The sequence below is a fragment of the Arthrobacter sp. R3-55 genome, from assembly GCF_054161505.1.
Genome location: NZ_CP096423.1, coordinates 2,311,602 through 2,332,096, shown reverse-complemented (window position 1 = coordinate 2,332,096; position 20,495 = coordinate 2,311,602). Strand labels below are relative to the sequence as shown.

Annotated in this window: 23 protein-coding genes; 13 read left to right on the top strand and 10 right to left on the bottom strand. The window is 63.1% G+C overall.

All coding sequences use genetic code 11. The annotated features are described in order from the left end of the window. Nucleotides 1-26: 26 nt before the first annotated feature. Entirely contained in the window at nucleotides 27-689 is a 663-nt protein-coding gene (locus tag M1D51_RS10885; protein ID WP_458109474.1) for an alpha/beta hydrolase family protein, read from the bottom strand. A gap of 76 nt (nucleotides 690-765) precedes the next feature. On the opposite strand from M1D51_RS10885, the gene ligD reads away from it, so the two are divergent. Continuing rightward, on the top strand, nucleotides 766-1,791 hold the full coding sequence (gene ligD, locus M1D51_RS10880) for a non-homologous end-joining DNA ligase (protein ID WP_458109473.1): 1,026 nt from the start codon (nucleotides 766-768) through the stop codon (nucleotides 1,789-1,791). A 40-nt stretch (nucleotides 1,792-1,831) separates the two neighbouring features. Then, nucleotides 1,832-2,971 (top strand): serine hydrolase, encoded by a 1,140-nt coding sequence (locus tag M1D51_RS10875; RefSeq protein ID WP_458109472.1) that lies wholly within the window; start codon nucleotides 1,832-1,834, stop codon nucleotides 2,969-2,971. Nucleotides 2,972-2,983: 12 nt separating this feature from the next. On the opposite strand, the gene M1D51_RS10870 is transcribed toward M1D51_RS10875, so the two are convergent. Genes M1D51_RS10870 through M1D51_RS10850 form a run of 5 tightly spaced genes read right to left on the bottom strand, consistent with a single transcriptional unit; the run spans nucleotide 2,984 to nucleotide 7,491 of the window. Beyond that, nucleotides 2,984-3,604, bottom strand: a complete 621-nt coding sequence (locus M1D51_RS10870) for an L-threonylcarbamoyladenylate synthase (RefSeq protein WP_026540583.1) — start codon at nucleotides 3,602-3,604, stop codon at nucleotides 2,984-2,986. A gap of 20 nt (nucleotides 3,605-3,624) precedes the next feature. Continuing rightward, nucleotides 3,625-4,491 (bottom strand): ABC transporter permease, encoded by an 867-nt coding sequence (locus M1D51_RS10865; protein ID WP_458109471.1) that lies wholly within the window; start codon nucleotides 4,489-4,491, stop codon nucleotides 3,625-3,627. Next, nucleotides 4,481-5,452: an ABC transporter ATP-binding protein gene (locus M1D51_RS10860; RefSeq protein ID WP_458109470.1), complete on the bottom strand. Its 972-nt coding sequence runs from the start codon at nucleotides 5,450-5,452 to the stop codon at nucleotides 4,481-4,483. Before M1D51_RS10860 ends, M1D51_RS10865 begins: the two co-directional genes overlap by 11 nt. Next, nucleotides 5,449-6,525 (bottom strand): LolA family protein, encoded by a 1,077-nt coding sequence (locus M1D51_RS10855; protein ID WP_458109579.1) that lies wholly within the window; start codon nucleotides 6,523-6,525, stop codon nucleotides 5,449-5,451. The genes M1D51_RS10860 and M1D51_RS10855 overlap by 4 nt, the downstream gene beginning before the upstream one ends. 57 nt (nucleotides 6,526-6,582) lie before the next feature. Beyond that, nucleotides 6,583-7,491, bottom strand: coding sequence for an N-acetylglucosamine kinase (locus M1D51_RS10850; RefSeq protein WP_458109469.1), 909 nt, complete (start codon nucleotides 7,489-7,491; stop codon nucleotides 6,583-6,585). 134 nt (nucleotides 7,492-7,625) lie between these two features. On the opposite strand from M1D51_RS10850, the gene M1D51_RS10845 reads away from it, so the two are divergent. From M1D51_RS10845 to M1D51_RS10825, 5 genes are all read left to right on the top strand, one after another. Further along, on the top strand, nucleotides 7,626-8,357 hold the full coding sequence (locus M1D51_RS10845; protein ID WP_458109468.1) for a GntR family transcriptional regulator: 732 nt from the start codon (nucleotides 7,626-7,628) through the stop codon (nucleotides 8,355-8,357). A 1-nt stretch (nucleotide 8,358) separates the two neighbouring features. Then, entirely contained in the window at nucleotides 8,359-9,153 is a 795-nt protein-coding gene (locus tag M1D51_RS10840; RefSeq protein WP_172325642.1) for an IclR family transcriptional regulator, read from the top strand. A 174-nt stretch (nucleotides 9,154-9,327) separates the two neighbouring features. Beyond that, entirely contained in the window at nucleotides 9,328-10,113 is a 786-nt protein-coding gene (locus M1D51_RS10835; RefSeq protein WP_458109467.1) for an SDR family NAD(P)-dependent oxidoreductase, read from the top strand. A gap of 37 nt (nucleotides 10,114-10,150) precedes the next feature. Further along, nucleotides 10,151-11,848 (top strand): FAD-dependent oxidoreductase, encoded by a 1,698-nt coding sequence (locus M1D51_RS10830; protein WP_458109466.1) that lies wholly within the window; start codon nucleotides 10,151-10,153, stop codon nucleotides 11,846-11,848. Further along, nucleotides 11,845-12,150 carry a Dabb family protein gene (locus tag M1D51_RS10825; RefSeq protein ID WP_458109465.1) on the top strand — a complete coding sequence of 102 codons (306 nt, stop codon included), beginning with the start codon at nucleotides 11,845-11,847 and terminating at the stop codon, nucleotides 12,148-12,150. Before M1D51_RS10830 ends, M1D51_RS10825 begins: the two co-directional genes overlap by 4 nt. Here the strand turns inward: M1D51_RS10825 and M1D51_RS10820 are convergent, their stop codons facing one another. The 3 genes from M1D51_RS10820 to kynA are packed head-to-tail and all read right to left on the bottom strand — an operon-like array spanning nucleotide 12,151 to nucleotide 15,196. Beyond that, entirely contained in the window at nucleotides 12,151-13,032 is an 882-nt protein-coding gene (locus M1D51_RS10820) for a PaaX family transcriptional regulator (protein ID WP_458109464.1), read from the bottom strand. A gap of 7 nt (nucleotides 13,033-13,039) precedes the next feature. Further along, nucleotides 13,040-14,278, bottom strand: coding sequence for a kynureninase (gene kynU, locus M1D51_RS10815; protein WP_458109463.1), 1,239 nt, complete (start codon nucleotides 14,276-14,278; stop codon nucleotides 13,040-13,042). A 48-nt stretch (nucleotides 14,279-14,326) separates the two neighbouring features. Further along, complete coding sequence (gene kynA / locus M1D51_RS10810) at nucleotides 14,327-15,196, bottom strand: tryptophan 2,3-dioxygenase (RefSeq protein WP_458109462.1); 870 nt, start codon at nucleotides 15,194-15,196, stop codon at nucleotides 14,327-14,329. A 117-nt stretch (nucleotides 15,197-15,313) separates the two neighbouring features. On the opposite strand from kynA, the gene M1D51_RS10805 reads away from it, so the two are divergent. The 6 genes from M1D51_RS10805 (at nucleotide 15,314) to M1D51_RS10780 (ending at nucleotide 19,996) form a co-directional block, all read left to right on the top strand. Then, on the top strand, nucleotides 15,314-15,832 hold the full coding sequence (locus M1D51_RS10805) for an HAD domain-containing protein (RefSeq protein ID WP_458109461.1): 519 nt from the start codon (nucleotides 15,314-15,316) through the stop codon (nucleotides 15,830-15,832). A 181-nt stretch (nucleotides 15,833-16,013) separates the two neighbouring features. Further along, complete coding sequence (locus M1D51_RS10800; protein WP_458109460.1) at nucleotides 16,014-17,219, top strand: anion permease; 1,206 nt, start codon at nucleotides 16,014-16,016, stop codon at nucleotides 17,217-17,219. Then, on the top strand, nucleotides 17,216-17,437 hold the full coding sequence (locus M1D51_RS10795; protein ID WP_458109459.1) for a hypothetical protein: 222 nt from the start codon (nucleotides 17,216-17,218) through the stop codon (nucleotides 17,435-17,437). The genes M1D51_RS10800 and M1D51_RS10795 overlap by 4 nt, the downstream gene beginning before the upstream one ends. A gap of 96 nt (nucleotides 17,438-17,533) precedes the next feature. After that, the gene (locus M1D51_RS10790; RefSeq protein WP_458109458.1) at nucleotides 17,534-18,553 is read left to right on the top strand and encodes a hypothetical protein; all 1,020 of its coding nucleotides are present in this window, start codon (nucleotides 17,534-17,536) and stop codon (nucleotides 18,551-18,553) included. After that, the gene (locus M1D51_RS10785; protein WP_458109457.1) at nucleotides 18,550-19,437 is read left to right on the top strand and encodes a hypothetical protein; all 888 of its coding nucleotides are present in this window, start codon (nucleotides 18,550-18,552) and stop codon (nucleotides 19,435-19,437) included. Before M1D51_RS10790 ends, M1D51_RS10785 begins: the two co-directional genes overlap by 4 nt. 13 nt (nucleotides 19,438-19,450) lie before the next feature. Next, nucleotides 19,451-19,996: a dihydrofolate reductase family protein gene (locus M1D51_RS10780; protein ID WP_458109456.1), complete on the top strand. Its 546-nt coding sequence runs from the start codon at nucleotides 19,451-19,453 to the stop codon at nucleotides 19,994-19,996. Nucleotides 19,997-20,006: 10 nt separating this feature from the next. On the opposite strand, the gene M1D51_RS10775 is transcribed toward M1D51_RS10780, so the two are convergent. Then, nucleotides 20,007-20,471, bottom strand: a complete 465-nt coding sequence (locus tag M1D51_RS10775) for a hotdog fold thioesterase (protein ID WP_172324061.1) — start codon at nucleotides 20,469-20,471, stop codon at nucleotides 20,007-20,009. Nucleotides 20,472-20,495: the final 24 nt, after the last annotated feature.

Sequence of the window (20,495 nt, the reverse complement as noted above, 5' to 3'; positions counted from 1 at the left end):
CTAAGGCCATACCTGCGCCGGCTTTGTTAGTTTGCGCGCAGGAAAGCAGCCACCGCAGGCGCCAGCGAGGCCCCGGTCTCGGCGGCCGGGCGTTTCACACCCTTGACTGCGAACGAGTGGTCACCTCCCTCGCTCCACTGGAGCGTCGCCGTCGGGCCGATCCTGCCCACGACCTCCTCCAAAAGGTTTGGGGTTGCGAACGTATCCCGCGTCCCTTGGAGGAAGAGCATGGGTACCGTGATGCCGTAGAGGTGTTCGTCGCGCAGTTTTTCCGGCTTTCCGGGCGCGTGCAATGGATAGCCCAGGTACACCAGCCCGCTGGCAGGCATGCCGTCAGCCACTGCCATGGACGCCATGCGTCCTCCGAAGGATTTCCCGGCAGCCCAGAGCGGCCCGGCGTCGGCAAACCCGCCCGCCGTCTCCATCACGGCGCGCCATGTGGCGATCGCCAAAGGCGGGCGGTCGGGAAACCGCCGGCCCGCTTCCCGGTAAGGAAAGTTGAAGCGCAGGGTAGCCACGCCCTCACCTGCCATCGCTTCGGCGAAACCTTGCAGGAAGGGGTGCTCCATTCCGGCGCCCGCCCCGTGCGCCACCACCAAAGTGGCAAAGGGGTTCTCCGGCCGGAGGTGCAGGGCGGAAATATCGGATTCGCCCACCGTGATCGCGACGGATGTTTCTGTATTTGGCATGACTCCATCATTGCCCACCACACCAAAAACACCGTGGGTGCTGACGCGCGAGCCATTAACGGGGTAGCTTGTGCCCATGGCGAGCGAAGCAACCACCGTTACAGTGCCCGGTCCGGACGGCCCCCGGGAAGTCCGGATTTCCAGTCCAAGCCGGGTGATGTGGCCGGAGGCAGGACTGACCAAGTTGGACCTGGCGAACTATCTGATTGACGTCGGGGCAGCGTTTGTCGCCGCCAACGGAAACCGGCCCATCAGTCTTCAACGGTATTCAGGAAGTATCGAAGGGGAGATGTTCTTCTCGAAGAATCCGCCCAAGGGCGCCCCGGAGTACGTCCGCTCGGTTCCGGTGACGTATCCCAGCGCACGGTCCCATCCGCAGTTGGTGATTGATGAGCCTGCCGCAGCCGTGTGGGCAGCGCAGATGAACACTGTGGTGTTCCACCCGTGGGCTTCCCGGGCGGATGATCCCGATAACCCGGACCAGTTGAGGATAGACCTCGATCCCCAGCCGGGCACCGACTTTGACGACGCAATTCCTGCAGCACAGGAACTCCGGTCCGTCCTTGCTGAGGCCGGGCTGACGGCTTTCATCAAGACCTCCGGCAACCGGGGACTGCACGTGTACGCTCCGATCCATCCCAAACACGAGTTCCTCGATGTACGGCACGCCGTGATCGCGGCAGGACGTGAGTTGGAGCGGCGCATGCCTGACCAAGTCACCACGGCGTGGTGGAAAGAAGAACGCGGAACCAGGATCTTCGTGGACTTCAACCAGGCCAACCGGGACCGGACCATCGCCGGCGCGTACAGCCCGCGCGCCGTGCCTGCGGCCCAGGTTTCGTGCCCGCTGGAATGGGACGAACTGGAGAACGCCGATCCCGCAAAGTACACCATCACCACAGTCCCGGACCGGCTGGCAAAAGCCGGCGACCCGTGGGCATCCATGCACGATCACCCCGGCGACATCGATGTGCTGCTGGCCTGGTGGGAGCGGGACGTCAAGAACGGCCAGGGCGAGATGCCCTTCCCGCCGGAATTCCCCAAGATGCCGGGTGAGCCCATGCGTGTTCAGCCAAGCCGGGCCCGCAAGCCGGAGGAGTAAGCCGGGAGGCCGAGTGCCACAACGATGCAGGACGGGGTTGGTGGGTCTCGCAGTAGCCTGCGGGACGCTCCTGGGCGGGTGCACTGTAGTGCCGGACCCGCTGCCGTCCCGGCCCGCTACGTCCGTGAAGCCACCGGCAACAGCAACGTCTGCACCGATGGCCACGGCGCCAACGACGACGTCCCCTCCTGTGGCGCCGACAAGCACCGAAGCATCAAGTTCGGCACCGCTGGACACTGCGTCACTTTCACCGGCCTTCCAGGAGCTACGGGCCACCTTGGAACTGTTCTCCCGCGAAAAGCGCGAGGAAGGCGCCTCAGCGGTGCTCATCAGCGCCAAGGTTGGCCTGCAGGAGTGGACTCATGCGGCTGGAGTGAGGAGCCGTGATGGGCGCACTGAGGTCCAGCCCGGTGACACCTTTGCCGTGGGCGGACAACTCCGGACCATGCTGGCAGTGTCCATCGCCAAGCTCGTGGAAGAGGGAGCATTGACTCTGGACGACACTGTCCTGACGCACCTGCCGGGTTCAGTTGCCGAGGGCAGCGCACTAACCATTCGCCAACTCCTCGGGATCACGGCAGCCCTTCCCGACATGACGTCCGCACAGGCCGATGCCTTGCTGGGCCGGCTGGTGGAGCGGCTCCGGGGTTCATCTCTTGAAGCTGTCCTGCAGGGTGATGTCTTCGGGCCCCTGGATCTCGAGTCCACTTCCTTGCTGGTTCCTGGCTCCACCGCCCCGGATGATCTTGTCCACGGCTACATCCAGGCGGCCGGGGAAACGGTGGATGTGACGTTTCCTTCGGCCCCGAGCGGGGTTGCACCAGGCGGTTTGGTCTCCAGCATTGAGGACATCAGCACCTTCTATGAGGCCCTGTTGACGGGACGACTGGCGGAACCTGCAAGCTTGATCGACATGAAGGGCGCGGTGCCCGCCGACTACGGCCTGGGCCTGGACCACTGGGACGACCGATGCACGAACGGCTCCTACTACGGCCATGCCGGAGACATTCCAGGCTACGGGAGCGTTGCCCTCAGCAGTGCCGACGGCAACCGCCAGCTGGTTATTTTCGTAGCGTATCCGCCCCGGCCTTTGCTGCCACAGCCGTCGGCAATCTCCTTGGAAATGACTGGTGTTGCGCAGGTGGCTTTGAACTCGGGCTGCCGTTTCCAGTTCCGCTGAGGCTGGCTGTGGCTATTCGAAACGCGAAGTATCGCCCATGCCCCGCCGCACCACCTCGGCAACTCCACTGGAGAAGTCGATCACTGTGGTGGGCTCCGAGCCGGTGTCGCCCGCGTCGATGACGCCATCCACCTGGTTGTCCAGGCGCTCCTTGATTTCCCAGCCCTGTGTCAGCGGCTCTTCCTCGTCCGGCAGCAGCAGGGTGCTGGAGAGCAAAGGTTCACCAAGTTCAGCCAGGAGCGCCTGGACCACCTTGTGATCGGGAATTCGGACACCCACGGTTTTCTTCTTGGGGTGCAGGAGCCGTTTGGGCACTTCGCGTGTTGCGGGGAGGATGAATGTGTAGCTGCCGGGGGTGACCGCCTTGATGCTCCTGAAGATGTCGTTGTCCAGCATCACGAACTGCCCCATCTGGGCGAAGTCTTTGCACACCAGCGTGAAGTGGTGTTTGTCATCCAAATGCCGGATGGTCCTGATCCGGTCCAAGGCTTCCCTGTTGCCGATCTGGGCACCTAGTGCGTAGCAGGAGTCGGTGGGGTAGGCGATCAAGCCGCCGCCTTGGAGCATATTCACCACTTGGCCGATGGCGCGTGGTTGTGGATCTTCAGGGTGCACGTCAAAGAATCTGGCCATGGAAAAAGCCTACGACAAAGCTATGACAAGACGTCCTTGCTGGAGAATTTGGCATAGGCCAGCGCGCCGCACACAACGATGTATCCGGCCTGGAGGATTGCGTTTTCGCCAAATGATGTCCAGGAGATGGGCTGCCGCAGCAGGTCAGCGAAACCCAGCCAATGGTGGCTGAAGAGCCAAGGGTGCAGCCATTCGAGTTGGGGGAGGTTGTCAAGTACCTGCGAGAGGACTGAAAGGACGATTGTGGTGGCCATTGCTCCCACAGGAACGTCCGTGAACGTGGAAATCAGCACGCCGATTGCCGACAACCCCAGGAGCGAAACCGTGATGTAGGCAGCAATCAGCAGTGATCTCACGGCGGCCTCGCCCACGCTGATGGTGTCACCGGACAACAGCGTCACCGGCCCCACAGGAAAAAGTACGACGCCGGCCAAGGCGCCGGATACTGCCACGGCAGCCGTGGCGGCGAAACAGAAGGCGACGGCCCCCGCATATTTCACCAACAGCAGGCGGATCCGTCCCGCGGGAGCCAGCAGGAGATATCGCAGGGTTCCAACGTTCGCTTCGCCGGCTATGGTGTCACCGGCAACTACGCCAACTGTCAGCGGCAGGAACAGCGGAACACAAACCACCAAAGCGGTCACGGCAACGAAGAGGCCGTTCTGGGTGATGCGATCCAAAAACAGCGGTCCTCGTCCGGGGGTTGCGGGGCGCGATGACAACCTCACGGCCACGGCGATCAGGACGGGAACGGCGGCAAGTGCGATCAGCATGGCCGAGGTGCGGAGGCGTCGGAACAGCACTGACAGTTCCGAACCCAGCAATGCCCAACCCGCTCCGGGACAGACTGTGGCCGTGGCGTGCTGTGCGCCCGGTTCAGCCGACAACGTCGAACCCCTCTCCGGTCAAGGACACAAAGCGGTCTTCCAGGCTGGCATTCTCCACAGCGAAACCACGGACCCGGACGCCGCCTGCTACCAGTGCGGCCACGATCGCCTCGGGTTCCAAGCCGTTGAGGCCCGTGCCCAACACGGCTGTGGTTCCCCAGCGGCTGCCGGTGCCGGGAGCTTCGCCGGGTACCAACCCGAGGCGCGCCAGGACACTGGCGGCACGTTCGACGTCGGGCGTGTGCACCACCACATGGGCCTGCCCGGCGGAGCGTAACTCTTCCAAGGGGCCTTGTGCCACCAAACGCCCCGCGCTCATCACGCCAATGTGCGTGCACATCTGTTCCACCTCCGCCAGCAGATGGCTGGAAACGAACACTGTGGTCCCGCCCGCGGCCAGGGAACGTACCAGGCCCCGCACCTCACGGGTGCCCTGCGGGTCCAGTCCATTGGTTGGTTCATCCAGGACCAGCAATTCCCGCGGCCTGAGCATGGCATTGGCAAGGCCAAGACGTTGCTTCATGCCCAGAGAATAGGCGCGGACCTTCTTGCCTGCAGCGTGCCCGAGTCCAACCCTTTCCAAGGCGTCGTGGACCCGTTGGCGCCGCGTGGACGAGGCAGCATGGCGGTCAGCGGTATCCAAGCGCATCAGGTTGCCCATACCCGAGAGGAACGGATAGAACCCGGGGCCCTCCACGAGGGCGCCGACCTCGGGCAGGACGGACGCAAGCGACTTGGGCATCTCCTGGCCCAGCACACGGATGTCGCCGCTGCTGGCCGAAGCCAGTCCCAACAGTAACCGGATGGTGGTGGTCTTTCCCGAACCGTTGGGACCAAGGAAGCCATACACGGAACCGTGCGGGACCGCCAGATCGATACCATCCACGGCCGAGCGGTGGCCGAAGCGCTTAACCAGGCCACGCGTTTGAATAGCGAAGTCAGTAAGGGCGGCTTCGTTCACAGGGCGGCAGCGGCTGACTGAAGCCGTTCCAGGGGCACCATGCCCGCATAGACGCGGCCGTCGTCGAGAATCAGGACGCTTAATAGCGAGGTCGTCAACGCGCGGCCACCGGAAACAGGTTCCAAGGCCTGGGACAGTTGCGGGTTGGCTGAGAGTCCTGACGGTGCAGAGCCCGCCGGATAGGCAATCACCGTATCCCACCCCTCACCGGAAATGGTGGGGCGGGGCCGGTTGGGTTCCGGGACGTCCTGCGGGGTGGCGGGTGCAGTCATGGCAGGTGCAGGCTTGGCAGGGACTTCCTTCTCCGTCACGGCCGAACCCGGTGGCGGAGTGAAGTCGAACAGCGATGGGTCGGGAGTGGACAAATCCACATCCGTGAAGGCCAACGAATACGCGGGGTCGTCCTGACCTTTCGCCCGCACTTGAACTCCCAGAGGAAGTCCGGTTTCGGCATCGACGTCGATCGTCACGGAGTCCACCAAGGTGGCATTGCTGCGGGGGTTCAGGCTGAGACGGTATGCGCTGCGGCCGGCGACTGACGTGGAATCACCGACGGAGACCTCAGTGCTGTCATCTATGGCGGCCAGGAAGCGGCTTGCCATGGCTTCCGGCGTGGGCAGGTCCTTGGACGTCAGGTCACCGGGTCCGGCGGGAAGAGGGGCCCTCAGATGGACAGCGCTGTTGTCCGCCGAGTTGTAGAACCAGGCGTCGCGGCCATTAATGACGAGGTCGCGTTCGGCCATGCGGTCCAGGATCTGCAAACGGGCCTTGGACGGACCATCAACAAAGACACGGGCAGTGTGTGTTCCCGCCAACAACTCCATGGCAGAGACGGCGCCCGGGGCGGGGCCGGTCGCAGGCAACACCGGCAGGCCCAGAGCAGCCGACTGTTCCACGGTTCCGGAAAACTCCCGCACCTCGGTGGATGCCATCATGGCCAGAATTTCGTCAGCGGTCTTGCTGGGCAGGGATGCGGCAGCCCCGGCCTGGACGGAGCCAAAAGCCACGGCCAGCGCTGCAACCACGCTGATCACCACGGCAGGCAGCCACCGCTGCTTGGACCGCGTCACCATCACCAACCACCGATCGTGAAAGGCATGGCTCCAGACTACTCCCGTTACCGGTGCGGATCACCTGTTCACATCTGGAGCTTTGATCAGTTGACGGGCCAGCTCCACCGCCCCGTGAACGGGGGCTTGGGAGAGAATACGGATTGATGATGGATCCTCTATGGAGACCTTCCTGGCCACGGCGCCAGCCAGTTGGGTGTGGTTCACCAACAGGCTGCCGGCCATGACCAGCGGCAGGTCCAGGCCCAGTTCTCCCAGGACCTGCCGTGCCAAAGCGGCCAAGTGGTGGGCGGCCTCAGCCTGTATGCGCTCGGCGGCGTGATCGCCTTCCGCTGCCAGTTCCAGGACCAAGGGGGCCACAACGGCCCAATGGTCGGGCTCGGGCTTTGCGTAGAAGGAATCCATTAGTTGCAATGCGTCCACGTTTGCGGTGGCTGTCATCAGTGCGCGGACCATCGTGCCGGGCTCCAGCCCTGCGTAGTACTCCCGCAGCGCCTCACGGACAGCGTCACGCACCACGGAGTATCCACCGCCTTCATCGCCCAGCAAGTAGCCATAGCCGCCGCTGCGGGCTTCCATCCCGTCGCTGTTGCGGCCCCATGCAACTGAGCCAGTACCTGCAACCAGGACAACGCCGGCGTCCAGGCCTGCTGCAGCAAGAATGATGCGCGTGTCATGGACCACCTCAATGCGGGCGCCCGGGAAGTGTTCGGTCAGCAGGGCGGACAGCACTGCCCGGCTGGCCGGAGTGTCCGCGCCCGCGGCACCGGCGCACACGGCTTCGATGCCCCCGCCCACCTTTGCCGCAATCCTGCGCAGGACTGCGTCGGCTCCTTGGTGGCCTACGGAGGAGAGGTTGGCGCTCGCTTCGGTGATTTCGACGCCTTCCCCGTCTGCCTGGGTTCCGTCCCACCTGAGAGCATGGGTCTTGGAACCGCCGATGTGCAGGCCGAGGACTGCCGGCGTCATCGCCAAGCCTCCGTGCCAGACTGTTGTACTTCCTCCAACGGACGTCCCCTTCGTTTTGGCCATGCAGGATCAGGTGTGGTCCACCTTAGCCCAGTTCAGATTGGCATAGACCAATAATGTTGTCTACAAGTAGGATGTCCAATATGCCGCCAGACCTCGTTCCGGGAACGCCTAAGTACTACCTCCTCAAGACCGAGGTACTTGGGCTTATCGCCGGCCTCAAGCCGGGAACGTTGATACCCACCGAACGTGCATTGGCAGAGAAATACACGACGTCCCGTACCACTGTCAGGCAGGCAATCAGCGAGCTCGTGGCGGAGGGAAAGCTGGGTCGCATCCAAGGGCATGGAACCTTCGTGGCACCTCCCAAGATGACCCACGTGAGGCAGTTGACGTCCTTCTCCGATGACGCCCGCAGCCAGGGGCTGCGCCCCGATTCCAGGATGCTTGCCCTCGGTGTCCTCGCCTCGGACGCCGACGTCGCCGCACGGTTGGGCCTCGAACCCGGCGATCCTGTGACGCGGCTGGAACGCATCCGTTTGATTGACGAGGAGCCTTTGGCGCACGAGGTCGCGTGGCTTCCAGGCAAGCTGCCTCGATTGAAGTCCCATCTGGCCACGTCGGGATCACTCTATGCCGTGATGGCCGAGGTTTATGGCCTTCGTGTTGCAGACGTCGAGGACACGGTGGAAACCGCCCTGGCCGGACCGGAAGATGTCAGGCTGTTGGGGATGGAGATGGGTGCGCCCCTCCTGGTGGTCCACCGGCTGGCCCGGGACGCCATGGGCACTCCGGTCGAATGGACCCGCAGTACGTTCCGCGGCGACAGGTTCCGGTTCGTCTCACGCGTGAAGTCCGGAGGCTGACATGGCCAACTCGTCCTCGGGGGAGTCGATTATCCGGCGCCTGGTCCGCTTGGTGGGTTCATTCGACGACGTCCACCTCACCATGAGCGTGGCAACATTGGCCCGGCGCTCGGGACTCCCGGTCACCACCACTTACCGCCTGGTGGACGAGCTCCTTGCGGAAGGGTTGATGGAGCGTGACGCCAGTGGCGAGGTCCGGATCGGCACCCGGCTGTGGGAACTGGTGTCCAGGAGCTCACCCATGCTGGGCCTCCGGGAAGCGGCGCTGCCCTTCATGGAGGACGTGCAGTCCGTGGTCCAGCACTCCACCACCCTGGGAATCCTGGATTCAGACGAGGTGCTGTACATCGAACGCATCGGTTCCAGGGATTCCCTGGTGGATATCACCAAAGTTGCCGGCCGTCTTCCGGTTCACGGAACGTCGTCGGGACTGGTGCTGCTGGCCTACTCGGAGCCTGCGTACCAGGACCTGTTCCTCTCCCGTCCACTGGCGAGATTCACCGATGACACCCTGACCCATCCCACTGACTTGCGCCGCCACCTCGCGCACATCCGGCAACGAGGCTTTGCCTCCATGCCCGGGATCATCGTTCCCGAATCCAGCGGAATTGCGGTCCCGGTCTTTGGTCGAGCGAATACCGTGGTGGCCGCCTTGAGCGTGGTGGTTCCACGAAATGAGGAAAACGTCGCCGCCCGCGTGCCGGTGCTGATGACTTCGGCGCGCGGCATCTCACGCGCGCTTGGATGGCGCGGCGAGCTCAAAGGCGCCGTACGGCAAAGCAACGGAAGCATCTGATTCCCGATCATCGGTAACCCTGTGGTTCCGCTCACAAGAGCACTGGCAGAGTGGAATCCAGCAGGGCAACATGCCCGATACCCACCACATCACGGCCCTTGGGCCCTGTTCCGTGCTGCCCTGCGTCGTACCCCGGATTCAGCAGCCGCAACGCCGCGGCAGGAGGAGTTGGCCATGGAAAAAACAACGGACACAGGCCAGGAGACCCACGGCCGGCGCGTGGCCGGCAAGGTCGCCGTAGTCACTGGAGGCAGGGGAGATCTTGGCGGTGCCACGGCCCGCCTGCTGGCCCGTCACGGAGCGATCGTTGCCAGCCTGGACCGGGCAGGAACATCCGCAATGGCCGGCCATCCACATATCACCGAGTACGACGTCGATGTCACCAGTGAAGCCAGTGTGGCCCGGACCGTGCAGCAACTGACCTCAGACCTCGGCGCACCGGACATCCTGGTCAACGCGGCAGGAATCATCGGCCCCGCGGGTGCCAGCCACACGGCCGTCATGGATGACTTCAACCTCATTTTCGACGTCAACGTCAAAGGCGTGTGGCTCCTGACCAAGTACGTTGTTCCGGGCATGATCGCCAAGCAGTCCGGCAGCATCATCAATTTCTCTTCCATCCATGGACTGACCGGCGGGCGCAACGTCCCGCTCTACCACGCCACCAAGGGAGCCGTCCGGCTCTTGAGCAAGTCCGATGCCGCGGCCTATGGCGCCTATGGCGTAAGGGTGAACTCCATCCACCCCGGCTCCATGAACACCAGGATGAGCCGGCATTCGGCCGAGCAGTCGGACATCGGCGCGGAGGCCTACTACCAGCAACTGGTGGGCGGAAACCCGCTACCACGCCAAGGCGAACCAGACGAGATCGCCTACGGCGTGCTCTATTTGGCCTCCGACGAATCCCGGTTCACCACCGGCTCCGAGTTGGTCATCGACGGCGGCTATACGGCCGTCTGAGACGCCCGATTCTTCACGACCCATGAGAGGCTCCACCATGAAATTCCTGAACGGCACACCCTCCGATACCTATGACGTGGTGGTCGTCGGCTCCGGCGCCGGCGCCCTCACCGCAGCGGCCACGGCCGCGCGTGGCGGCAAGTCCGTCGTCGTGCTTGAAAAAACCGCATTGCTGGGCGGCACATCTGCCGTCTCAGGAGGCATGTTGTGGGTGGCCGACAACCACCATGCCCGCGCAGCGGGGCTGAGCGATTCCAAGGAAGCGGCTGCCCGGTACGTCCGCGCTGTTGCCCGCGGCCGGGGCCGTGACGAACTCCTGGATGCGGCACTGAACTTCGGCGATACCATGCTCCGCTTCACCGAAGAGGAATGCGGGCTGAAGTTCATCTTCCTGGATAACTTTCCGGACTACCGCCAGGACCTGCCCGGCTCGGTGGAAGGCGGCAGGACTGTGGAACCTGAGCTGTACAACGTGCGTGAAGCGCTGGGGGAACTCGCTGCCCATGTCCGCTCGGATGGCCGGGCTCCCTTCACCATGCAGGAATACGAGGCCTGGGGTGCTTTCACCAAGTTTCCCTGGGAACAATTGAACCAACGGCAGGAAGAGGGACTCGTTGCCAAGGGCCAGGCATTGGTCTCCATGTTGTTGGCCAGCCTCGTCCGGGATAACGCTGCGCTGGTGGTTGGCGCCCGTGGGCACCGGCTGCTGAACGACGACGGCAAGGTGGTGGGCGTCCAGCTTGAGTCAGGTGAGAGCTTCCATGCCAACGACGGCGTGGTCCTCGCCACGGGCGGATTCGAATGGGATAAGGCCCTTGCGGACTCATTGCTGGCTTCACGGCTCCACATCATGTGCTCGCCGCCATCGAATACCGGCGACGGCCTGAAAATGGCCCAGCGGGTGGGCGCCCAGACCAGGGGAACCCGGGAAGCCTGGTGGGCTCCCATGTCCGTTACGGGAGACACCCGGGATGGCGCACCGGTTGGGACCCTGCTGCGCTTTGAGAGGCAGGGCCCGGGATCCCTCATGGTCAATCGACACGGCAGGCGCTTCGCCAATGAGTCCCAGAACTACAACGACCTCGCCCGGTGCCTCCAATCATGGGATTCACCCAACAACCAAACGTTGAACACCCCTGCACACGTGGTGTTCGATCACAGTTACCTGGAGCGCTACGGCGTTCTGGCGCATCGGGCAGGCCAGCCGACACCGGCCTACCTCGTAGAAGCGCCCACTTTGGCGGAACTTGCAGCGAAGATTGGCGTCCCTGCAGAGAACCTGGCGGCCACCGTTGAACGCTTCAACCATTACGCAGTGACAGGCGAGGATCCTGACTTTGGCCGCGGTGAAAGCGCCTACGACAAGTACTGGGGTGATGAAGACTGCCCATGGCCCAACCCCTCCCTGGGTCCGTTGCAGACCGGCCCGTTCTACGCGATGGAAGTAGTCAATGGCGCTTTCGGGAGCAACGGGGGCGTCACCACGGACGGCCTTGCACGGGTCCTGGACGTGGACGGTGAGCCGATCCCGGGCCTGTTCGCAGCAGGAAACACCGCGGAAAACGCCTATGCGGCAGGCTACCCGGGGGCAGGGGCCACGTTGGGCCCCATCATGACCATGGGTTATCTGGCGGGACGCACCATCGCGGGTGAACCGGCTGACTACCTGCCGGCGGGGTTGGCGGGGTTGGCGGGGTTGGCGGGCGCAGCAGCGGGAGTGGGAGTGGGAGCATGATCCGGCATACGGTGCTCTTCAAATTCAAGGCGGACTTTCCCGAGGCGGACTTGGCAGCCTGGAGGGACGGCCTTGACCGGATGGAGGGCAATATTCCCGGCCTCCTCAAACTCACCCACGGGGCAGATGTGCTCCGGCAGGACCGGTCCTTCGACTACGCCATTGTGGCTGATTTCAACGCCGAGGAAGACCTCGAGGTCTATGCCACGCATCCGCTGCATGAGCCCCTCAAGAAGTACTCCCTTCCCAACAGCGAGCAGATCATCGCCGTGGATTTTCTGTTGCAGCCCACGGATGACTAATCAGGAAGCCCTCACACCGTCAGTTTCCTTCAGGGTTTGGCGAACAAATTCCGCACTGGGCCCTGCGTAGGCGGTAACAATCCTGTTGAAAAGGGCCGTACCTTCGGCCCCGGGCCAGTCCTCAGGCAAGAAGTCTGCCGGCAACCCGGGGTCGAGGTACGGGATGATCCGCCATCTGTCGATGCACTGCACGTAAGCGGCAAAGGATGCAGCTGAAGCCTCCACCACCTGGCCGGGAGTTTCAGAAAGATCAGTTGGACTGGCACCTGCCGAACCGTGCTCGCGGATAAAGTCCCTGTGCAGCGCGGCCACTGCATCCAGGTCCCACCATTTGGCGGCAGCCTCCCGGAGGCTGCCGCCCACTAATGGTGTTTCCGTGATGAAGATCGTCGCCATGTCCCGGAGCATCAGATCCGCCAGGATTTCCTCTACTTCTTCACGCAAGGAATCGGGGCAGATCCATAAGCCCGCTGCCACGGTCCCACAGCCGATCCAGTGGAGCCGGCGCCGCAACTGATGCCGCTTTTCGCGTTCCGTTTCCGGAATGGAGAAGGAGATGAGGCACCAGGGATCCGTCAGTGACATGCTGCGCGGGTTGTAGATCCGGCGGTCGCCGCGCGCCAGCATGGTGGCTGCCCCGTCGGTGAGCGTGAACCCGGGAATACCGGCGCGCGCCTCCTGGAGCACCACGTCCTTTTTACGCAACCTGCCCAAGGCGGTCCGGGTTACTGTCCCGGAGGTGCCCAGGGCTTCCATGAGCGCCACGATGTCCTTGGCGGACATCCATCCGCCGGCGTCGCGCAGATAAAGGCCAATCACGGTTCGCAGCAATGACGTTGTACTCCCCGGGCGGGAGTCCATGTCGTCAAGGACAGCACTCATGTATGGCTCACCGCAGCTCGGAGAGGGCGTCGCGGATTGCTGCTACTCCCAGTTCAACTTCGGCAAAGCTTGTGCTCAACGGCGACAAACCGATGCGCAGGCCATGCGGAGGACGGAAGTCCGGGATGACACCCTTTTCCCACAGGCGTGCGGTGACGTCTGCAAACAGCGGGTGGTCCACGGTGATGTGGGATCCACGCTCGGCAACGTTGCGGGGGCTCACGATTTCCGCGCCAAGGGGCACCAGGAGCTCCTCTGAGAGTGCGATTGCATACTCGGTGAGCTTGATGGACTTTTCGCGGACCGCGTCCATGCCTACGGAAGCGATCAGTTCCAGCATGTCCTTCATGGGCTGCATGGCCAGTACCGGAGGCGTCCCCGTGATGAACCGGCGCATCCCTTGTGCCGGACGGTAGGTGTCCGTCATGCCAAACGGATTGTCAGCTCCCATCCAACCCCAGATCGGTTGCTGTAAACGCTGGTGCTGCGAAGCGTTGACGTAGGCAAATGCCGGCGAGCCGGGGCCACCGTTGAGGTACTTGTAAGTGCAGCCCACTGCGATGTCCACACCCCACTTGTCCAGTTCCATGGGAACGGAACCTACGGAGTGGCAAAGGTCCCAGAGCATCAGTGCACCTGCATCATGGACCTTGGCGGTGATGCCCTCGGCGTCAGCCAGGAAGCCGGAACGGTAGGCAACGTGGCTGAGGACCACTACGGCGGTCCGTTCGCCCAGCAACCCGTCCAGGTCCTCCGCGCGCACACCGCTGGCGGGGTTCGCGGCGATCCATTTGATGCTCGCTCCACGTTCCGAGGCTATTCCTTCAATGATGAACCGATCGGTGGGGAAGTTATCCCGATCAATAATGATCTCGTCCCGCCCCTCTTGGGCGTCCACTGCTGCGCGGATCATTTTGTAGAGCATCACGGACGTGGAGTCGCCCACGGTGGTCTGTCCAGCGGCCGCACCCAGGGTTACTTCACCGATGCGGTCTCCCACGGCCGTTGGCTCGTCCATCCACTGCTCGTCCCAACCACGGATGAGGCGGCTGCCCCAGGCGTCGTGAACGAAGGACTCAAGGTTCCCTGCGGTGACTTTAAGCGGGCGTCCCAGTGAGTTGCCATCCAGATATGAGGTGAGTTGGCCGGCGTCGGGCGCGTAGAAGGCGTCACGCTGGGGGGCGAGGGGATCAGCGGCGTCCAGCTCGGCCGCCGTTGGCCGCTGGGTTTGCTGTGCTGTGGTCATGGTTCCTCCTGCGGAAAGATAATGGCCCGGCGATGGCCGGATGGTTGCTTAGTTGCCGATTTCGGTGCGGACGGCGTAGAGCTCGGGGAAGAAGGTCAGGTCCAGGGCGCGCTTGAGGAAGTCAACGCCGGACGATCCTCCAGTACCCACCTTGAAGCCGATGGTCCGTTGAACCGTCCTCAGGTGGCGGAAGCGCCAGGCCTGGAAGTTGTCCTCGATGTCCACCAGGTCCTCGCAGGCCTCGTACAGGCCCCACTGGGTGTCGTCCGACTCATAGATCTTCTGGAACACAGGGACCAGGTCTTTGCGGAAGGTCCACGGCTCGCTGGTATCCCTTTCGAGGATGTCGGCGGGAATGTCATACCCGGCACGGGAGAGGACCGCGAGGAAGGCGTCGTAGAGTGTGGGCTCATCCAGAAGCCTGCTGAGCAGGGCGTGGGCCTCGGGTTCGCTTTCGAAAACACGCAGCATCCCACGATTCTTGTTGCCCAGCAGGAACTCAACGCCGCGGTATTGATAGGACTGGAAGCCCGAGGAGCTTCCCAGGAATCCACGGAACTGGGCATATTCGCGCGGCGTGAGGGTTCCCAGGACTGACCATTGCTCGGTCATGGTGCGCTGGATGGCCTTGACGCGGGCGATGCATTTGAGGGCTTTGCCCAGGTTGTCCGCATCAAAGAGCCTGCGCGCCTCCAGAAGTTCGTGCAGGACCAGTTTCAGCCAGAGTTCGCTGGTTTGGTGCTGGATGATGAACAGCAGTTCATCGTGGTGTTCCGGCTCGCTGAGGGGGTGCTGGGCGCTGAGCAGGTTGTCGAGGTCCAAATATCCGCCATAGGACATGGCATGCCGGAAATCGGTGCGGACGGTGTCCTCGATGTCCCGGACGCTGCGGGCGGAATGGACTGTGGGCTTTTCCATGCTTTGAGATTATCACTTCCATGACGAACGTCAAGGTATTGATTCTTGGCTCCCCGGGGATCGGCGTCCCGTAGGCTGAACCCAACCGCGAGGTAAGCGGGACAAGGGGGAGTGGACATGGACAGTGCAGGAAGCGCTGCCGCACCGGTATCCATTTACCTGGACGTCGACGGCGTGGTGAACCCCTTTAGTCCGGTTGGAACCACCGACTGGGGCGGGGAATGGACCATAGCCGACGCCGGCATCCTGGAGGTCGCCTTCGCGCCGGAACTCGTGGCCGGACTGAACAAGCTCGCTGACCATCCGGCTGCGCGTTTCGTTTGGCTCACCACGTGGGAGCGCCTTGCACCTGAGTTCCTGTGCCCGGCCATCGGCCTGAAGGGGGAGGAGTGGCCCGTGCTGTCCAGCCAAGGCTGGGACCAAGGGCCGGAGTGGTGGAAACTCGTCGCCCTCCAAAAGGACCTGGCCGCCACGGGAAGCCAGCGGGTCGTGTGGCTCGATGACCAGCTCAACCGGGAATCCGAGGCCCTGTCGTGGGCCGAATACCAGCAGGACCATGTGCTTTGCATCTCACCCGATCCCCGCAAGGGGCTGTCCCCGAGCCACCTCGCAGCGGTACGGGAGTACCTGGGTTGAAGCGGAGCCTGTGCACGTTTGTCCGCTCACGGGATGCCACGTAGGATTCTTAAGGTTTCAAGCCCGCCAGAGTGAATCCCGCAAGCCAAGTCAGTTGAACAGTTGCTGAACTATGCTGTGGATGGCAGGTATGGGGAAGTGAAACTGCTGAACGTCGTCGACTCTGCAGATTGGGCAACAGGTGGATATCACCTTCATGGTCGCGCTGGTAATAGCGTTGGCCCTATTTTTTGACTTCACCAACGGATTTCACGACACCGCCAATGCGATGGCTACGCCCATCGCTACGGGGGCGATCAAGCCCAAAACGGCCGTTGCCCTGGCCGCTGTACTGAACCTCGTCGGCGCCTTCCTCTCAACCGAAGTGGCCAAGACCATTTCCGGGGGACTGATCCGGGAAGGTTCGGAGGGCATCCACATCACCCCGGACATCATTTTTGCCGGCCTGATGGGCGCTGTCCTGTGGAACATGATCACCTGGCTCAAAGGCCTGCCGTCGAGTTCCTCGCACGCCTTGTTCGGCGGCCTCATTGGTGCAGCGGTGGTGGGCATTGGCCTGCACTCCATCAACTTTGAGACCGTGCTGCAGAAAGTGATCCTGCCGGCCATCTTCGCACCACTGATCGCGGGCCTGGTGGCTTACATCTGCACCCGCCTTGCCTACGCATTGACTTCACGCCACGATCCCGAAACCGGTGACAAGCTGACGCAGAAACGCGGTGGCTTCCGCACCGGGCAGATCTTTACCTCCAGCCTTGTAGCGCTGGCGCACGGCACCAATGACGCACAAAAGACCATGGGCATCATCACCCTGGTTCTCATTGCGGCCGGCACCCAGGAGCCCGGCAGCGGCCCGCAGTTCTGGGTGATCGCGGCATGCGCCTTTGCCATCGCCATCGGAACCTACGCAGGTGGCTGGCGCATCATCCGCACCATGGGATCGGGCTTGACCGAGGTCAAGCCCGCCCAGGGTTTCTCCGCTGAAACCAGCACCGCTTCAGCCATCCTCGCCTCGTCCCACCTTGGCTTTGCCCTTTCCACCACCCAGGTGGCTTCGGGCTCGGTCATCGGCTCGGGCCTGGGACGCAAGGGCACCTCCGTGCGCTGGGGTACGGCAGGCAAGATCGCGCTGGGGTGGCTCTTTACCCTTCCCGCATCGGCCATCGTCGGTGCGCTGACTGCCCTGCTGGTGAGCATCGGCGTCGTGGGTGTCGTTATTGCCGCCGTCGTGGGAACTGCCGCTGTTCTTTCAATGTTCATCGTCTCCCGACGCTCGCACGTCGGCCACCACAACGCCGTCGAGGTTGAAGAAGCAGGCCACGCCGTGCGCTTCCGTAAGAAGAAAAAGAATCAAAAGACCTCCAAGAGCGAGGATGTGCAGCGATGAAATGGCTGGAATTGCTGCAAGTAGGCGGCGTAACCCTCGTGGCAGCTGTAACGCTGGTAGTTCTCTACTCCTTGGGAGTGCGGCTCACTGCGATCGCAGGTGACGCACAGCAAAAGTCTCCTGGTCTGGTGCGCTCCCTGGCTTATGTTTGTTTTGGTGTCTGCGGCATCGCTGTCTTGTTCGGCATCTACCTGATCGTTCCCTACTTCGGAAAGTAGCGGCATCTCTGGCCGTCAGGGGCATTCGGGAGAATAATCAGCAATGTAGTTATACACATAGCTGCGTGGTTGTGATCCGGCAGATGCGGGGCTGTCATGAAATGCCCATCCCGAAGCCATCTCATCCGACTGGCCCTGGTTCCGGTCCTGATGCTGGGGCTCTCCGCCTGCCTTCCACCTGTTGCCGGGGGCGGTTCGCCGACTCCGGGTTCCAGCTCCTCCACACCCGGCAGCCCCGCCCGGCCCACAGCCGGCACCCTGGCTCCCACGGCCACCCAACCGGCAGGACCGGCCGGTCCCGGGGCGCCTGGGACAGATGCTCCGGTGGTTCGCTGGGTCCCCATCGGCCCGATCGGCCCCAACGATCCCACCTCCGGCCAGCGGTACCTCTTGCTCCAACAATTCCAATGTGACGCCCTCGTTGAGAGCGTCGCGGGCGCTGACGACGCAGCCGTCTGGCTGGCTGGTGCAGCGGTGTGCAAGGCGCTGCAAACCGGGAGCCAGCAGGACTGGCAGCGGGCTTCAATTGCAGTTGCAGCCACGCCGCGGATTCCGCAAACCCAATGCCTAGAATTCCGGGTGGCCGCCACCTCGGCATCGCTGCTCGCACAACACCGCAGCAATCCCGGCGCGGCCTTTACGGTGGAACCGGGGCAGGGTGAAGCATGTCCGCGGCAGTTGGTTGGACTGACGGTGGTGGACGAAGATCTTAGGCCGGTCCACGGTCTTGCGCGTGCCTCCGGCCCCAGTACTGGTGGCACGATTGTGCGCCTGGACGGCTACTACGTCCGGGTAGGGGATGTCCTTTTCGACGGCGTACCCGTGGACGCTGAGTTTGTCGGCGCCAGGGACGACTACAAGCCGGTTTATCTGAGGATGCCTTCCTCAGGGGGCCGGGACTCGATTCGGATCTCCATTACGGACACCGTGGATATTGCCGGGACGGTGACCTTCTTCTACGACGACTCCGGTCCTGCAAGCGGCTCCCCGCAGCCTCCTGGGGCCTCAAGTCCCGGCCCTGCCCCTTCTGCCACGTCACCCTCAACGGCACCATCCCCAACGGCACCTCCTGTTTCATCGCCGTCCGGCGAGGCCACCCCGACGGCCACGCCGTGAACGAGACACCGGATACCGAAGAACGCATCAACAACACCCGCTGGCAGCGAACCCTCGAAGTACTCTCGGTTATCGGCCCGCCCTTGACCGTGGCCACGGCCCTGTTGGTCTATTTCGGCTGGGCTCGCACGGATGCGCAGGCCAAAGCCATGGGGTTGGACGTCAGCCTGTTCGGCTACACCGTCCAGGACTTCATCCTCAGGAGCATCCAATCGCTCTTCCAGCCGCTGGCGTGGCTGGTGGTGATCGGCCTGCTGTGGCTGATGCTGGACCGTGCGGTTTCCCGGCTCCTCGAGGCCGGTCGGTACAGGAGAGCAGTCCACTTGACTGCCACTGTTGTGATGTTGCTCGGCTTTGCCTATGCAGCGGTGATGTGGTTGGCCATATCGGCACGTCCGGGCCAGATCGTGCTGTACGCACCCTTCCTGATCGCGGGCGGACTCGTGGTGGGGGCTTGGGGCCTTAGTGTGCGGCGAAGGTCGGCTGAGCGCGGGCAGCCTGCCCCTCGATTCACCCCAAGGGCCCTTGAGCGGTCCCTGGTGTTCGTTCTGGTCACGCTGTTGCTTTTCTGGGGGACATCGGACTACGCGCAGGCACTGGGGCGCGGTGCCGCCATCGATTACCAGGAGCGGTCCGGCCTTTTGCCCACGGCGGTGGTCTACAGCAAAGAGCGCCTCGCGGTCGGTGCTCCCAACGTCCGTGAGGAGTCGGCCGGCTCTGAGGCTGCGCCGCTGTACCGCTACACCGGACTGCGGTTGCTGGTGGTCAGCGGCGGGCGCATCTTCCTGCTCAACGAGGGATGGTCCCTTGACCGTGGCCGGGTAGTGGTGCTTCAGGATGATGGCAGTGTCCGCGTGGAGTATGGGAACCCCGCGTCCGACTGACTAGTCTGGGCTCATGTCGATCTTCCAGTACTACGTAGCTTGCACCATCGACGGCTTCATAGCCTCCCCGGAGGACGACCTCGGCTGGCTCCTGCAGTTTGACAAGGTCGAAGGCCTCAATGAGGGCATTGAGTCCTTCATGGCCGGTGTAGGTTGCATCGCCATGGGCGGAGACACCTATCGCTGGCTCATGGAACATGAACCCACCGCATGGCCCTATCCGGAAAACCCGTGCTGGGTTTTTACGCATCATGAATATTCGGCACCGGCCGGAGCCGACATCACTTTCGTCCGTGGAGATGTCCGCGAGTTCGCCCCTGACCTCCTCAAGGATGCCGGTGAAAAGAACGTGTGGCTGGTAGGCGGAGGTGACCTGGTGGCGCAGTTCGCCGACGCCGGACTGCTCGATGAAATGATCGTCACCATCGTGCCGGTAGTGCTGGGCGCGGGAAAGCGGCTGTTGCCGCTGAAGGGTCCGACGGCGCCCCTTGAGTTGGTCTCGCACAAAGTCATTGGCGGGGCCGCGGCCGAACTGCATTACCGGCTGCCAAAGGGCTGAGATCAGGGATTCAGTGGCGATTGTCCCGGATCATATTCGTGATCCTGGCCGTTGACAGCCTTCGTCCCTTGTCATCGGTGATGACGATTTCGTGCGTTGCCAGCGTGCCGCCCAAGTGAATGGCCGTGCACGTGCCGGTGACCGTGCCGGTGGCGACGGAACGGTGATGGGTTGCACCGACTTCAATGCCCACGGCATGACGGCCCCGGCCCGCATGGAGCGAGGCCGCGAATGAGCCCAGGGTTTCCGCGAGCACAACGTGGGCTCCACCGTGGAGGATGCCGGCTACTTGCGTGTTTCCTTCCACCGGCATGGTGGCCACCATTCTTTCTGCACCCATCTCCGTAAACCGGATGCCGAGTTTGACCACCAGCGCACCTACCCCGTGTGCAGAGAGCCAATCGTGGAATTCTTCGGGCACCCCCGCTTCGTTGAGCTCATCGGTAAAGGGGTTCGGCGTGAAATTGTCCATCATGCCAACTAGGCTGGCACCTGTGAG

Bases quoted from the DNA above. Each gene is read 5' to 3' on its own strand.
- M1D51_RS10825 (WP_458109465.1), top strand. From the start codon at position 11,845: ATGATCCGGCATACGGTGCTCTTCAAATTCAAGGCGGACTTTCCCGAG.
- kynU (WP_458109463.1), bottom strand. From the start codon at position 14,278: ATGACCACAGCACAGCAAACCCAGCGGCCAACGGCGGCCGAGCTGGAC.
- M1D51_RS10870 (WP_026540583.1), bottom strand. From the start codon at position 3,604: ATGGCCAGATTCTTTGACGTGCACCCTGAAGATCCACAACCACGCGCC.
- ligD (WP_458109473.1), top strand. From the start codon at position 766: ATGGCGAGCGAAGCAACCACCGTTACAGTGCCCGGTCCGGACGGCCCC.
- M1D51_RS10820 (WP_458109464.1), bottom strand. From the start codon at position 13,032: ATGAGTGCTGTCCTTGACGACATGGACTCCCGCCCGGGGAGTACAACG.
- M1D51_RS10840 (WP_172325642.1), top strand. From the start codon at position 8,359: ATGGCCAACTCGTCCTCGGGGGAGTCGATTATCCGGCGCCTGGTCCGC.
- M1D51_RS10790 (WP_458109458.1), top strand. From the start codon at position 17,534: ATGAAATGCCCATCCCGAAGCCATCTCATCCGACTGGCCCTGGTTCCG.
- kynA (WP_458109462.1), bottom strand. From the start codon at position 15,196: ATGGAAAAGCCCACAGTCCATTCCGCCCGCAGCGTCCGGGACATCGAG.
- M1D51_RS10855 (WP_458109579.1), bottom strand. From the start codon at position 6,525: ATGGTGACGCGGTCCAAGCAGCGGTGGCTGCCTGCCGTGGTGATCAGC.
- M1D51_RS10845 (WP_458109468.1), top strand. From the start codon at position 7,626: ATGTCCAATATGCCGCCAGACCTCGTTCCGGGAACGCCTAAGTACTAC.
- M1D51_RS10795 (WP_458109459.1), top strand. From the start codon at position 17,216: ATGAAATGGCTGGAATTGCTGCAAGTAGGCGGCGTAACCCTCGTGGCA.
- M1D51_RS10775 (WP_172324061.1), bottom strand. From the start codon at position 20,471: ATGATGGACAATTTCACGCCGAACCCCTTTACCGATGAGCTCAACGAA.
- M1D51_RS10780 (WP_458109456.1), top strand. From the start codon at position 19,451: ATGTCGATCTTCCAGTACTACGTAGCTTGCACCATCGACGGCTTCATA.
- M1D51_RS10850 (WP_458109469.1), bottom strand. From the start codon at position 7,491: ATGACGCCGGCAGTCCTCGGCCTGCACATCGGCGGTTCCAAGACCCAT.
- M1D51_RS10885 (WP_458109474.1), bottom strand. From the start codon at position 689: ATGCCAAATACAGAAACATCCGTCGCGATCACGGTGGGCGAATCCGAT.
- M1D51_RS10830 (WP_458109466.1), top strand. From the start codon at position 10,151: ATGAAATTCCTGAACGGCACACCCTCCGATACCTATGACGTGGTGGTC.
- M1D51_RS10835 (WP_458109467.1), top strand. From the start codon at position 9,328: ATGGAAAAAACAACGGACACAGGCCAGGAGACCCACGGCCGGCGCGTG.
- M1D51_RS10805 (WP_458109461.1), top strand. From the start codon at position 15,314: ATGGACAGTGCAGGAAGCGCTGCCGCACCGGTATCCATTTACCTGGAC.